The organism is Kitasatospora sp. NBC_01287 (assembly GCF_026340565.1).
Taxonomy (GTDB): domain Bacteria; phylum Actinomycetota; class Actinomycetes; order Streptomycetales; family Streptomycetaceae; genus Kitasatospora.
Genome location: NZ_JAPEPB010000001.1, coordinates 2,414,919 through 2,428,221, shown reverse-complemented (window position 1 = coordinate 2,428,221; position 13,303 = coordinate 2,414,919). Strand labels below are relative to the sequence as shown.

Annotated in this window: 10 protein-coding genes; all 10 read right to left on the bottom strand. The window is 75.3% G+C overall.

Translation table 11 applies throughout. From position 1 onward, the window contains the following. Nucleotides 1–75: 75 nt before the first annotated feature. Nucleotides 76–2,169 carry a TOMM precursor leader peptide-binding protein gene (locus OG455_RS10115; RefSeq protein ID WP_266292279.1) on the bottom strand — a complete coding sequence of 698 codons (2,094 nt, stop codon included), beginning with the start codon at nt 2,167–2,169 and terminating at the stop codon, nt 76–78. After that, nucleotides 2,166–4,235, bottom strand: a complete 2,070-nt coding sequence (locus OG455_RS10110; RefSeq protein WP_266292277.1) for a hypothetical protein — start codon at nt 4,233–4,235, stop codon at nt 2,166–2,168. The genes OG455_RS10115 and OG455_RS10110 overlap by 4 nt, the downstream gene beginning before the upstream one ends. Further along, complete coding sequence (locus OG455_RS10105; RefSeq protein WP_266292275.1) at nt 4,232–5,455, bottom strand: lantibiotic dehydratase C-terminal domain-containing protein; 1,224 nt, start codon at nt 5,453–5,455, stop codon at nt 4,232–4,234. Before OG455_RS10105 ends, OG455_RS10110 begins: the two co-directional genes overlap by 4 nt. A 120-nt stretch (nt 5,456–5,575) precedes the next feature. Beyond that, nucleotides 5,576–8,419, bottom strand: a complete 2,844-nt coding sequence (locus OG455_RS10100) for a lantibiotic dehydratase (RefSeq protein WP_266292273.1) — start codon at nt 8,417–8,419, stop codon at nt 5,576–5,578. Nucleotides 8,420–8,654: 235 nt separating this feature from the next. Further along, complete coding sequence (locus OG455_RS10095; RefSeq protein ID WP_266292271.1) at nt 8,655–8,852, bottom strand: thiazolylpeptide-type bacteriocin; 198 nt, start codon at nt 8,850–8,852, stop codon at nt 8,655–8,657. Between the two features lie 104 nt (nt 8,853–8,956). Continuing rightward, the gene (locus tag OG455_RS10090) at nt 8,957–9,154 is read right to left on the bottom strand and encodes a thiazolylpeptide-type bacteriocin (protein ID WP_266292269.1); all 198 of its coding nucleotides are present in this window, start codon (nt 9,152–9,154) and stop codon (nt 8,957–8,959) included. A gap of 84 nt (nt 9,155–9,238) precedes the next feature. Continuing rightward, entirely contained in the window at nt 9,239–9,430 is a 192-nt protein-coding gene (locus OG455_RS10085) for a thiazolylpeptide-type bacteriocin (RefSeq protein WP_266292267.1), read from the bottom strand. Nucleotides 9,431–9,513: 83 nt separating this feature from the next. Next, on the bottom strand, nt 9,514–9,702 hold the full coding sequence (locus OG455_RS10080) for a thiazolylpeptide-type bacteriocin (RefSeq protein WP_266292265.1): 189 nt from the start codon (nt 9,700–9,702) through the stop codon (nt 9,514–9,516). A 304-nt stretch (nt 9,703–10,006) separates the two neighbouring features. Next, complete coding sequence (locus OG455_RS10075; protein ID WP_266292263.1) at nt 10,007–10,729, bottom strand: siderophore-interacting protein; 723 nt, start codon at nt 10,727–10,729, stop codon at nt 10,007–10,009. A gap of 187 nt (nt 10,730–10,916) precedes the next feature. Further along, nucleotides 10,917–13,169, bottom strand: coding sequence for an MMPL family transporter (locus OG455_RS10070; protein ID WP_266292261.1), 2,253 nt, complete (start codon nt 13,167–13,169; stop codon nt 10,917–10,919). Nucleotides 13,170–13,303 lie beyond the last annotated feature (134 nt).

Sequence of the window (13,303 nt, the reverse complement as noted above, 5' to 3'; positions counted from 1 at the left end):
GGCGGACGGGCGGACGGGCGTGTGGTGCGGGCGGTGCGGGTGCGGGCGGGCGTGGGGGGCGTACTCGGGGGATGCTCAAGGGAACGGGTGCGGGTGGGGGTTCAGCTCCTCGGGCCGCAGCGGTCGGCTGGTGCGGCCCAGCCGGTACGGCACCTCCAGCAGCCGCGGCAGCCCCCGGGTGCGGCGGTGGACGTGACCGAAGGTCATCGGCAGGCTGCCGGGCACGATCACCTTCGCGCAGTGCAGCCCGAGCCGGTCGCGCACCCCGGCCTCGTCCTGGTCGACCGTGATCACCTCCAGTCCCAGGCCCGCCAGCCGGCCGACGGTCGCCTCCAGCAGGACGGTCAGATCGGTGACCGGTGCCGCCGGCCGGGCCAGCAGCGTGGACCGGGGAGCATCGGCGAAGAGGAAGGCCAGCCGGGACTGCGCCTGGGCCAGCCCGTTGACGCCGGTGTGGTCGTCCAGCGAGCGCACCAGCTCCGGCTCCGCCAGCATCGGTCGCAGCCGCTCGGGGTCGAGCGGCCGGTCGCCGGTGTGCAGGCGCTGGACCGCCTCCTGCACGTTGGTCACCACCTCCGACACCGCCGAACGGACGGCGGCGCGCGGGTCGTGGTGCGCGCCGGCGGCCAGCAGCGTGTGCGGCAGTAGTGGGTGCGGCGGTAGTGGGTGGCCGGTGCGGAGCCGGCAGAGCGCCAGGACGGCCGGGACGCCGAGGTCGTTGGTGGCGTCCAGCAGGCTGAGCCGGTAGCCGGCCAGCTCCGCCCGATCGGCCAGGCGGCCGACCTCGGGGTCGTCCTCGGGCACCGCGAGCCGGGGCAGCGGCGCGCCCGCGTACCAGGCCATCAGGAAAGCGTCCCGCTCCGCGACCTCGAAGAGCCCGTAGAGCGCGGCCTCTTCGGGGCTGTTGCCGAGCCCGCAGCCGTTCGAGGACTCGTAGACCACCCGCGGCCGGTCCGGCTCCGGCGGGTCCCAGTAGGCGACGTGCTCGGGGACGGCGAGCGCGCGGCGCCGGGTGAGCGACCAGCCGTGCACCCAGTCGAGCTCCAGCTCCGGATGGTACGGGACGGTCGAGGAGGCCGGGTGCCCGTCGTACGCCGGGTCGGGCAGGCCGAGCCGCTCGGGATCCACCGCACGCCGCGGGCCCAGCGTGGCGAAGGCGGACCGCAGCACGGTCCGCCGGCCGTGCGGGCGCATGCCGAGCAGCCGCTCGACGCCTTCGAACAGGGCCACCCGCTCGCTGCTCTCGAAGTCGCTGCCGCGTCCGTGGCCGCCGCTCGCGCCCACCCGCCCGTCGGTGAGCAGTGCGGTGGTCAGCCCCGCCACCGAACTCTCCGCCTGGATCAGCTGCCGCACCGGCCCGAACCGCTCGTCGTGCAGTGCGGCGCGCAGCTGGGCATTGCTGGTGCGGAGGTTCGGTCCGCGCAGGACGCCCGGGACGGGCAGCGGGCGCGGTCGGGTGGACAGCCGGGCGGCGGCGGCCGTGTCCGCGGGCAGGGGGCGGCAGACCGGGCACCCGCCGATCGGGCGAACCTGGTGGGTGGACCAGGTGGCGCGGCCGGTGTGCAGCAGGTGCACGGTGGCGGTTGTGGCGGTTGCAGTGGCAGTGGCGGTCGGGGGGAGTGGCGATGACGGCGTGGAGAGTTGTGATGACAGATTTTGATTTCTGTCATCTGTCATCGGTTCGGCAGCTACCGGATCGGCCACTGGCAGATCTGTCGCCAGCAGATCGGCCACCAGAGAGGCCAGCGGCGCGAGCAGGGCCGGGGCACCCACCCCCGCGAGTGACAGGCCGGCGCTCTGGAACGGGACCCGGCCCCCGGTCGTGGCCAGCCGCTGGTACTCGCCGCAGCGCAGGCAGGCCGCCGCGCCGGGCCGGAGCACCGGGCCGACCACGGCCAGCGCCCCATCCAGCCGCAGTGGGATCAGGCGCAGGGCGTGGCCGGGTGCGGGTCGGCCCGGCGTGTTCGGGTCGGGCGTGCGCGGGCTCAGGGCGTGCCGGCTCAACTCGGCCGCGGTGTCGAGCGTCCAGTCCGTCAGCAGCACCGCGGCCGGGCCGGCCTCGGTGCGCAGCGCGGCGGCCGGGTCCAGCAGGGGCAGGCCGAACTCCGCGAGGTCGGCCGCGAGGTGGTCGGTGAGTGCGGTGGCCGCCTGGGCGGGGGCGGAGGTCATCGGGCTCCCCGGGTCGGTGCGGGTGTGGGTGCGGGCGTGCCCGTGGCCGTGGCCGTGGCTGTCGGGCCGGCCGGCCGGGGGCGGGGTGCTGCGGCGACGAGGCGCAGCACGGTGAAGCCGCACACGCTCAGTGCCGCCGCGACGGCTCCGGGTGCGACGGGTCCGGGCGAGTGGGCGGGCCAGGGCGTGCTCCGCAGGCCGGTGAGCTGCTCAAGTCCCGCCTGCAGCAAGGGCTCGCGGCTTGCGATGGCGGCCAGCCAGCTGATCGTCCAGCCCTCGTGCTGCGGTCCGTCGAGCCGCGCCCCGGCGGTTGCCAGTGCGGCCGGGGCGCCGCTCGGCCAGCATTCCTGATGATCCGTCAGTTCGGCTCCATCGGCGAGCAGGTGCACGGTGGCCGCCAGCGCGGCGAACGCGGCCGCGTCGGCCGCCGTCGCTTCTGCGGCGGCGCCCAGCATCGCGCCGGACGAGGCGTCGCGCACCACCGCGAGGTGGACCGCCGGGGCCAACCGGTGCACGGCGAGGCTCGCTTGAGCACCCAGCCGCGCGGTGAGCGTGGTCCACCAGTGCCGCGCCTGGGGGTGGTCCGCCCAGGCGGTCGGTGCGAGCGGGTCACCGGTGGGCCGCTCGTGCTCCGGTCGCGGGTCCGGGGTGTCGGTCAGGGCCACTTCGTGCAGCAGGGCGGCGCGCAGGGCCCGTCCCCGGGCGTGCGCGGGGTCCGCCCCCACGGCCAGGCGCGTGCAGGAGGCGCCGGGCTCCGCGGTCGACTCCGTTGCCGCGAGGCGCAGTTCGGCGGACCGGCAGGCAGCCTCCAGCCGGGCCAGGTCGGTCCGGGCCGCACCCGTGACCAGCATCGCCCCCGGCACGGGGCACGAGATCAGGGCGGCGGGCAGCTGCGGCAGCCGCCCGGTGCGCGCTTCCGCGATCACGCCGAGCCGCTCGTCGGCGAGCACCGCCACTCGCCCCAGTGCCTCGCCCATCGTCCGCGGGGCCGCCGCGGAGCGCCGCCGCCCGGTCGGGTCCGCGCCGAGCCAGCCGTGGTACTCGGCGCGCGGTGGCCGCGCGTCGGCCACCAGTACGGCGGGCAGTTCCGCGGGGAGCCGCTCGTCGTCACCCTCGCGGGCGGGGTCGGGCAGCCCTGCCACGGCGCAGAGCAGCCGGTGCGCGGCGGCACCCGCGACCAGCGCCGCCAAGGCGGCGGAGCCGGACGCGGTCGGGGCGCCGGGACCGGTCGGGGCGCCGGGACCGGCGGTGCTGGTGAGCCCCAGCCGGGCTGCCACGGCCGAGGCATCGGCCCGGGCCTGGGCTGGATCGCCGGGGGCGGTGACGAACCCGGTCACCTCCGCCGCCACCCCCTCGGCCGCCTGTTCGGGTGTCTGCTCGGCCGTCCGCTCGGCCGTCCGCTCAGGCCGGCGCGGGCCGGTTCCGGCGGCGACCGCGAGCGGACGTCCGTCCGGGCCGTCGGCGATGAGCAGCAGTTGGCCGTCCGGGGGAGCCGCCTGCTCGGCCCTGGGCGCCGCCCCGCCCCGGGCCAGGGCGCGGACGGCGGCCTTGGCCAGCGGGCCTGCCGGGTCGGCCGCGCGGACCACCGGACGGCTGGCCGCCAGCGCCGCCGCGGCAGCGGCGGGGTGCTCGGCCACGGCGTCCAGCCACTGGGCGGCGGCCTGCTCGCCGCTGCCGGCCGGTGCCCGCCGGGAGTCGGCCAGCAGCAGCCCGTGCGCCTCCAGTTGGCCGAGCACCCTGAGCACCGCGGCCCGGGCCGGCGAGCCGGGCGGCGCCTGCCGGGCCAGGGTCGTACGGTCGCCGGTGCGCAGGGCCGGTTCCAGCGCTCGCCAGAGCGTCGGGAGCGCCCGGCTGCCCTCGAAGGTGACCGCCGTGCGCCGCCCGCGCAGGTGCAGGCCGTCCCGCAGTGGCGTCGCGGCGACCCCGGGGCGCAGCCGCCGCCCGTCGAGCGGGTCGTCCGGCGTGTCCTGCGGTGTCTCGCCTGTCCCGCCTGTCCCGCCTGTCCCGTCCGGCGTGTCGTCCGGCGCGTCGTTCGGGGTCCTGTCCGGCGCGTCGTTCGCCGTCACGAGGCACGCTCCTGGAGGTCGATGACCTCCTGCACCTGCTGGCGCCAGTCCACCCCGGTGAGCGCCGGGACCGCGCGGACCAGCAGGTAGGCGGCCAGATAGCGTTCGAGCGGAAGGACGTCGCAGACCGCCAGTAGCCGGTAGAGGACGTTGGTGCAGGCCCGGTAGGTGAGGTAGTCGGGCTGGGTGAACATTCGCCCCTCGGGGTCGGAGCGGCGCAGTAGGCGGTGGAACTCGCTGTAGCGGGTCCGCAGGTCGCGGTCCCAGCGTTCCAGGACGGCCGCGTCCCCGGTGGCGGCGGCCCGCTCCCGGTACTCCAGGGGGAAGCCCCGCAGATCGGCGCCGGCCGCGAGCCGGTCCGCGGTGAGCTGCCAGGCGGTGGCCGACCAGTGCGCCCAGGGCTGCTCCCACCCGGTGCCGCCTGCGTCGCTGTTGCCGCCACGGCTGTTGCTGCTGTCGCCGGCGACGCGGCCGACCAGCTCGGTCACCGTGTCGCCCGCGCGCTCCCAGCGGGCCTCGAAGGCCGCGCGCAGCCGACCGTCGGGGTCCGAGTGGAGCAGGAAGTCCTCCAGGTGCGAGAGGAAGGACCAGTGGCCGCCGGCCAGTCCGGTCGGGAAGGCGCCGGCGTGCGCGGCCAGCGCGGTCACGGCCAGTTGGAGCCTGGCCTGCTGGCTGTCGCCGTGCGCGCCGAGGAAGTCGGCACCGGCCCGCAGGGCGGGGCGGCCCAGTCGGAGCAGGTCATCGCGCAGCGCCGTCCCGTCCGCGCCGATCAGCGACCGCAGCGGGCCGCGGTCGACGGGCTCGATCCGGACCGTGTTGTCGGGCACGATCGGTCCGTAGGGCGGCGCGATCAGCTCGGCTCGACCGGCCTCGACCGCCTGGTCGAGTAGTTGACGATCCGTCAGATCGGTCTGCGAGGGGTGTTCGGCGAGCCGGTCGCGCAGCTCCCGGGCGCCCTGTCCGGCGGCGGCGACGACCTGGTCGGGCGGTCCTTCCAGCCGCAGCCGCAGATGCGGGCCGTGCAGCCAGTGCCGCTCCACGTGGACGGCCAGGCCCTGGGCCGCCCACCGCTCGGCGAGCGGCAGTACGGCCGTGCGCAGCAGCGCGGCCTTCACGGGCTCGCGGTAGTAGACGACCACGTCGCGGGCGGCGGTGTCGTCGGCCACCGGGTGACGGGCATCGGCCGCCTCGTCCCGGGCCTCGACGGCGGAATCAGGCACGGTCGCCTCCTGGTCGTTTCGGGTCGGCCGCCACGCCGACGGGCCACGTGGTCCGGTGCGCGGTGGTCCGTGTTCGGAGTTGGGGTTGGGGCGGGGTCGGCGGTGTCGGTGGCCCAGGGCTCAGCACGCTGGTCCGGCGCGGTAGGTCTCCACCACCAACTCGACCGCCCGCCCGGCCCGATCGCACCCACCTGGGGCGGGCAGCGCCTCCTCCAGCACCACCCCGGTCGGGTGGCGGGCGAGCCACTTGGCCAGCGATCGCAGGTGCAGGGCGTTGCCGAGGTCGACCAGCTGCGGCTTGGGTTGGCGCAGCCGGTTCAGGTAGTCCTCGGTAGGCCGGCCGACCAGGGCGGCCGGGGCCGGGTGCAGGAAGAGCTGCTCCGGCAGGCCGAGTTGGGCGCGCCAGCGCGCGACGGTGGCCACCGGGACGCGGGCGCCGGATCCGCCGCCTGTTCCGGTGGCCTCGGCTGTGCCGCCAGCCTCGGCTGCTTCGGCTGCTTCGGCGGCGAGGTCGGCGCGCAGGGCCTGGACGCTCCCCGGCCCCAACTGCCAGCGGGCGCGCTGGAGTACCAGGTGGCGGTGGCGCAGTCGCGGGGTGCGGAGCACCGGGCCGCCGGGAGCGGCCAGCGGGGTGGGTGGGGCCAGTGCGCGGAAGTCGACCACGCCCTCGGGATGGTCGTTCAGGAACGGGCCGAGCCGGTGCGGCAGCATGATCGGGGCCAGGAACCCGCTGTAGAGCACGTCGAGCAGTTCGCCGGTGCTGCGCAATCGCACCCGGATCTGATCGCTCGCTTCGTCGTGCACCAGGTCCACCTCGGCCTCGTCGATGGTGGCCCGGCGCGGGTCGGTCCCCAGCTCGTCAGGAACCAGGAGCGGGTGGAGATTGGCGTTGAAGCCGCCGACCGGGCGGATCTGGACGGCGCGGGCGCCCTCGCCCAGGCCGCGCCGGATCTGCCGGGCCACCGCCTCGGCTGCCGCCGGATCCAGCGCGGTCAGGAAGCGACTGGTGAACCGGCCCCAGCCACCGTAGACATGGTTGACGCAGAGCAGCCCGCCGGCCGGCTCGCGCTGGACGAAGTAGGCGTAGCTGGAGGGGCGTTGCCGCATCCAGACTGGCAGCCGGTCGGCCAGCCCGGCCACCGCGTCGACGGGCAGCACCAGCTCGCCGCCGTGCTCGGCCGCGGCGGCGGCCGAGCGCAGTTCGGACCAGAAGTCCGCCAACTCGGCGAGTTGGTAGAGGGCATCGCCCCTGTCCTCACCCGAGGTGCCTGCCACTTCGGTGGCGCGGAAGCCGGTGGCCGCCAGCCGGCCGGCCTCCTCCCAGGCCTCGGCCAGTTGGGGGCCGAACTCCCAGGGATGCGGGCAGCTGCCGCCGACGCCGTAGCGCGCCACGAAGAGGTCGCGGGCGACCCGGCGCATCGGCTGTGACAGGTCGAACAGTTCGGTGAGTGCGGTCAGTTCACCCAGTGCCCGATGGTCGTCCCGCCCCAGGAAGGCGTCCAGCCGCAGCGGCTCGCCGGCCACCACGTCCTCGGTGAGCACGGTCAGTGGCGCCCCGGTCGGCACCGGGCGTCCGGCCTCGGCGAGCAGGGCGGTCCAGCCTGCCGTCAGGCCGGTCAGCAGAGCGGGCCGCCGGGAAGCCTCGGCGTCGGCGAACTCGGCCGTGGTCCTGGCAAGTTCGGTGATCCGGTCGGCCAGACCGGTGTCCTCGGGCCAGCCGCGCAACCACTGCGCCAGGGCGGTCAGCGGGTCCTGGTGCTGGGGGTCGACCGGTTCGGCGGGGACCAGTAGCCCGGCCTCGGCCAGCTGCGCGAGGTAGGCGTCGACCGCCGGTCCGCCGTCGGCCGAGCCGAGCGCGGTGGTCAGTCGCCGGGCCAACTCGGCCAGGGAGTCGGCATCCCGGGCGTGGTGGGCCACCAGGGTCAGCGCACGGGAGGCGGTCAGCGCGACCTCGTCCTCGGTCCCGGCCAGCATCCGGCCGCCGGTGAACACCGCCCGGTCGCGGATGTAGTTGGCCCGGCCGTCGTCGATCCGGGCGGTGCTGGTCATCCGGTGCGCCAGGGCGTCGCGCCGGCGCGGCAGGTCCAGCAGTGCGGCGGTCAACTCGCTGACCAGGGTGCGGTTGGCGCCGACCAGCGAGGCGGGGGCGGTTGCGGGAGTGGTCGCGGGCGCGGGCGCGGGCCGGTCCGCTGCCGCCGTGCCCTCGTTGCCCGTGCCCCCGTCGCCCCCGTCGCCCGCGTCCCCGTCGCCCGCGTCCCAGTCGCCCGCGCACCAGTCCGCCTCGGACCAGGCGCGTGAGCCGTGCTCGGGAGCGGCGGCCGGGTCGGGCAGCGCCCCCCAGCCGACGGCGGTGAACCAGGAGAGCGGGCTGGTCTTGGTGCTGGCCCGCAGCGCGTAGCGCAGCACGGTGGGCTCCTCCTTGCGCGCCTTGCGGTCCGTCGCCCCGGCGGCCGCGCGCTCGACCGCCCGCAGCAGGTCGGCGCTGGTCAGCGCGAGCGCGCGACCCAGGGCGGGCTCGCGGCAGAGCGCGGACAGCGCCGCGCGCTCGGCGGCCAGCGCGGGGGCGGCGGCGGCCGCGGCGCGCTGCGCCAGGGCGGTGCGCCGCTCGCGCAGGGCCAGCCAGGCGGCGAGCGGCGGCACCCGCTCGGGCAGGTCGCCGAGCCGGGCCAGCAGGGCCGGACGCACCTCGCGCCCGTTGTGCAGCGCGCGGCGCAGCGGCAGCACGACCTCCCGGTGGAAGGTCTCCGGATGGCTCCCGCGACTGGCGTAGAGGGCATCGCCCAACTCGGGCAGCAGAGTGGCGACCCGGTCCTCCACGGCCACCAGCTCGGCCAGCTCCGCCCGGAACCCGGCGGCCGGTGCGCACTGCCGCGGATACGCCAGCGCGGTGGCCCGGGCCAGCGCGTACGGCGCGGACCGCACGGTGCGGCCGGGGGCGGCGCTGGGCCCTGCGGGGTGCGGCATGACGGGTTCTCCCGGTTCTCCTGGTTCTGCTGGACCTGGCGAGTGGAGCGGGGGCGGTGGGCGTGCGGGGCCGGGGGCGGGCGCTGCTGCCGGCTGCCCCGCCCCGCCCCACCCCGCACCGGGACGGGCCCGGCCCGGTGCGGCGTCCGGTCGCCGATGGCGGCGGGTCGGACGGGGTCGGACGGGGCCGGGCGGGGTCGGGCGGGCCGTCGGTGCCGGGGTCGGCGGGCCTGGCTCAGAAGGACCGGTGCGGCGGGTACGGAGCCGGCGTCACGCAGGACGAGGAGCCGCAGGACGAGGAGCTGGGACCGGCCGAGGCGCCGGTCTCCGGCAGGGCGACGGAGTCGCGCAGCACGGTGACCGAGAGCTCGCCGAGGTCGAGGTCGGTGAGCACGAGGCCGGGAGCGGTCGGGGTGGTCGGCTGATCGGACATCATGGTCTCCTTCGAAGTGGCCCCGCCCGGGCCGGTCCGCCGGGTGGTAGTGCCTGACCCGGCACCAGAGCGCCGCGAGGCGGACCGGCGTGGGCGGGGATGGTTCACAGGGCCTGCGGCTGCGGGTCCCCCATGGTCGGCGGAATGCACGAGGACGAGGCCATGCAGGAGCAGTTCTGCGTGGTGGCACCGTTCTCGGGCAGTGCGACGGAGTCGCGCAGCGAGGTCACGGTCAGCTCGCTCATGTCCAGGTCCAGGTCCGCCAGTTCGAGTCGGTCACTCCAGGTGTGCTGTTGCGTCATGGAGTCCTCCCTTGCGGTGAGGTTCGATGAACGGTCAGGGGGTGTGCGCCGGGTGGGATCCGGGCACCAGGAACTGATCTATCGTCAGTTCGTGGTGATCGGGTGCGCCGACAGCTGCGCGCACGAGGACGAGGCCTGGCACGAGGAGGCGCCCGAGGAGGCCCCGTTCTCGGGCAGTGCGACGGAGTCGCGCAGCGAGGTCACGGTCAGCTCGCTCATGTCCAGGTCCAGGTCCGCCAGTTCGAGGCGGTCGCTCCAGGTGTGCTGCTGCGTCATGGAGTCCTCCCTTACGGTGAGGTTCGATGAACGATCAAGGGGCGTGAGCCGGGTGGGATCCGGGAATCGGGACTGATCGAGCGTCAGGCCGAGGTGACCGGGTACGGCGACGGCTGCGCGCACGAGGACGAGCCCTGACACGAGGACGCACCCCAGGAGGCGCCGTTCTCGGGCAGCGCCGCGGAGTCGCGCAGCACGGTGACCGTCAGGTCGCTGAGGTCGAGCTCCAGGTCGATGAGGTCGGGGCCCTGGTGCGAGGTGATGTCGGACATGGTGGTCTCCCTTGGTCGGGGACCGCGCCGGGGACGGCCCCGGTGCGGCCGAGCTGTCCGCGGAACAGCCTGTGTCGCATCTACGCCGGCTGCTGATCAGTTGATCCAGACTCACGCCAGCTGTCGACCAACCTAGCGACGGCCTCCCGACGGGCAAGGGGTGATCGCCCGGCGGCCCGCACTCTGCGAGGTTGCCCGCCAGGTGATGGCAGGCCGTCGGCGCCCACCGGCCACCGCGCTGTCACCACGCGGACGCGGCGCCGACACTGGCCGGTGGGTGCTGTTGCCGGTCGCCCCTGGCGGATCAGGCGCGCCAGTAGCCGAGCGCGTGCACCCGCTCCTTCGGTCGGCCGAGCTCCTTGCGGACGAGCTGGGTGAGTGCCCGGGTGGTGGCGGTGTCGCAGGCGATCCAGAAGTAGGCCCCGGCCGGCTCGGCCGCCATCCCCGCCAGGGCCCGCCGAACCTCGCCCACCAGGTGTGCCCCGTCCTCGCGCCGGGGGACGGGGTGCAGCCGGTGCAGGCCCTCGGTGAGCCGCAGCGGCAGCTCGTGGTCCGAGGCGTGCCGGGTCTCCAACCAGATCTCGGCCGGCACCTGCGGCATGGCGTCGAGCAGGGAGTTGATCGCGGGTACGGAGGCGGCGTCACCGACCACCACCAGCCGCTCGGGCAGCGGGTCGGGCACCGTGAAGGCGCTGCCCTGCACGGTCGCCACGACGGTGTCGCCCGGCCGCGCGGCGCGGGCCCAGTCGCTCGCCCGTCCCTCGTGCAGGGCGAACTCGATGCTGAAGGTCCCCGCCGCCGGATCGGGGTCGACCAGCGTGTAGGCGCGCTGGTGCGGCTTGTCCCCGTTGTCGAACCAGACCCGCACCCACATCGTCGGATGCGTGCCGGTCGCCGCCAGCATGCCGCCGTCGGTGAAGGCGACCCGGTGGAACCGCTCGGTGACCTGCTCGGCGCCGGTCACCGTGAACTCGAAGTCCTTGCCGCGCATCAGTCTGAGGACGACGCCCTCCCAGCCGTGCCCCATGACCGTCCGCTCCCGCCTGTCGTGCCGTTAGTTAGGTGAGCCTAACCTATCTTTACTGCGGCGCGGCGGGGCACGTCGAGGTGCGGCGGGGCGCGGCGGGGCACGGCGGGGCACGTCGGGGCATGGCGCGGCGGCGGCCTCCCACCCGATGCGCGAGTGGGAGGCCGCGGCCGTCGGAACGCCGACGTCAGCGAGGTGCGCCGGCGGGGACCGGGGCGTCCGCCTCCTCGGTCCGGGCGGCGGGCAGGGTGTGGGCCAGCTTCTCGCCCTCGATGTCCACGTTGGGCACGATCCGGTCGAGCCAGCGGGGCAGCCACCAGGCCTTGTGACCGAGCAGCGCGAGGACGGCGGGCACGATGGTCATCCGAACGACGAAGGCGTCGAAGGCGACGGCGATGGCCAGCCCGAAGCCGATCGACTTGATCATCGACTCGGAGGAGCCCATGAAGCCGGAGAAGACGGCGATCATGATGGTGGCGGCCGCGGTGACCACGGTGGCGCTGTGCCGGAAGCCGGTGCTGATGGCGGTGCGCGGGTCGGCTCCGCGGACGTAGGACTCGCGGATCCGGGTGACCAGGAAGACCTGGTAGTCCATGGCCAGGCCGAAGACGATGCCGACCATCAGGATGGGCATCAGGCTCATGATCGGTCCGGGCTGCTCGATCCCGAGGAGACCGGAGAGCCAGCCCCACTGGAAGACCGCCACCAGGGCGCCGAGCGAGGCGAGCACCGAGAGCAGGAAGCCCAGGGCGGCCTTGAGCGGCACGAGCACCGAGCGGAAGACGAGGATCAGCACCAGGAACGCCAGGCCGACGACCAGGGCCAGGTAGGGGACGATCGCGGAGCTGAACTTGTCGGAGACGTCGATGTTGACGGCGGTGGTGCCGGTGACCATGCCCTCGGCGCCGGTCCTGGCCCCGGTGTCGGCGGCCAGTACGCGGATGTCGTGGACGAGGCCCGTGGTCGCGTCGCTGCTGGGCGCGCTCTTGGGGATGACCGAGATGATGGCGGTGTCGCGGGCCTGGTTGAAGACCGGGGGCGTGGTGCCGGCGACATCGGGCATGGTGGCGATGCCGTCGTGCAGGGCGGTGGCCGCACCGGCGGTGGTGGCGGGGTCGGCCGCGGTCACGGCGACGGTGAGCGGGCCGTTGAAGCCGGGTCCGAAGGACTCGGCGAGCATGTCGTAGGCCTTGTGCTGGGTGGAGTCGGCGGGGCGCGAGCTGTCGTCGCCGAGTCCCAGTTCCAGCTTGGTGGCGGGCAGGGCGATCACGCCCAGGCCGATCACGGCGGTGAGCAGCACCAGCAGCGGCCTGCGCAGCACCAGGGCGGACCAGCGCTGCGCGATCGAGGTCCGGCCGCCGCGCCCGGTGGCCTGCCTGGTGGCCTGCTCGGCGGCCACCTGCGCGGTGCGACCGGTGCGCTCGCGGGCCCGGCCGCGGGCACGCTCGGGGGCGAAGCCCAGCAGTGCGGGCACCAGGGTCACCGCGACGAGTACGGAGACGACCACGGCACCGGCGGCGCCCAGACCCATCGCGGTCAGCATCGGGAGGTTGACCACGCAGAGGCCGACCAGCGCGATGACGACGGTCAGTCCGGCGAAGACCACGGCCGAGCCGGCCGTCCCGTTGGCGCGGGCGGCGGCCTCCTGGGCGGAGTGGCCGTCGGCGCGTTCGGCGCGGTAGCGGGAGATGATGAACAGCGCGTAGTCGATGCCGACCGCGATGCCGAGCATCGTGGCCAGGGTCGAGGTGTTGCTGTTCAGGTTGAACGCCGAGCTCAGCGCGGTGATCGCGGCCACGCTCACCCCGACGCCCATGATCGCGCTCAGTAGCGGGAGTCCGGCGGCGACCAGCGAGCCGAAGGTGATGGTCAGGATGACGCCGGCCAGCAGGAACCCGACCATCTCACCCGCGCCGGACTGCTCGCCGGGCGCCAGGGCGGTGCCGGTCGCCTCGACCGTCAGGCCGGTGTCCCGGCCCTCCTGGAGGGCGTGGTCGAGCCCCTCGTGGTCGGCGGCGGTGAGGGCGGTGTCCTTCGCGGTGTAGGTCACCTGGGTGTAGGCGGTCGTGCCGTCCTTGCTCACGGCCCCGGTGGTGAACGGGTCGGAGACGGAGGCTATCCCGGGTGAGGAGCCCTTGAGCGCCTTCAGGGCGGTGGCGACGTCGGTCTTGTTCTCCGCGCTGGTGATCTGCTCGCCGGACGGCGCGCGCAGGACCACCCGGGCGCTCGCGCCGTCCGCGTTGGCGGCCGGGAACTTCTCCGCGAGCAGGTCGAAGGCGCGCTGGGACTCGGTGCCGGGGAGCGAGACGGCCGTGTTGGTGCCGGCGCTGCTCGTGGCCGCGGCGATCCCCACCGTGCCGAGGATCAGGACCCAGAGGAGGAGGACGAGCCGGCGCCGCCGGAAGGCGAACTGCCCGATCCCGTGGAGGAAGGTGGCCATAAGGGGTGACTCCGTTGGTTGTGCGTGGATCAGGGCGTGCGCCGCCGTCCGGCCCACGACCAGGCTGGTCGGTCCGGGGCGGCGCGTGCCGGTGCACTGCTCGGGCGCGGAGCAGGGCGCGACGGTGCGCCCTG

Bases quoted from the DNA above. Each gene is read 5' to 3' on its own strand.
- OG455_RS10115 (WP_266292279.1), bottom strand. From the start codon at position 2,169: ATGACCTCCGCCCCCGCCCAGGCGGCCACCGCACTCACCGACCACCTC.
- OG455_RS10100 (WP_266292273.1), bottom strand. From the start codon at position 8,419: ATGCCGCACCCCGCAGGGCCCAGCGCCGCCCCCGGCCGCACCGTGCGG.
- OG455_RS10095 (WP_266292271.1), bottom strand. From the start codon at position 8,852: ATGTCCGATCAGCCGACCACCCCGACCGCTCCCGGCCTCGTGCTCACC.
- OG455_RS10090 (WP_266292269.1), bottom strand. From the start codon at position 9,154: ATGACGCAACAGCACACCTGGAGTGACCGACTCGAACTGGCGGACCTG.
- OG455_RS10085 (WP_266292267.1), bottom strand. From the start codon at position 9,430: ATGACGCAGCAGCACACCTGGAGCGACCGCCTCGAACTGGCGGACCTG.
- OG455_RS10080 (WP_266292265.1), bottom strand. From the start codon at position 9,702: ATGTCCGACATCACCTCGCACCAGGGCCCCGACCTCATCGACCTGGAG.
- OG455_RS10075 (WP_266292263.1), bottom strand. From the start codon at position 10,729: ATGGGGCACGGCTGGGAGGGCGTCGTCCTCAGACTGATGCGCGGCAAG.
- OG455_RS10070 (WP_266292261.1), bottom strand. From the start codon at position 13,169: ATGGCCACCTTCCTCCACGGGATCGGGCAGTTCGCCTTCCGGCGGCGC.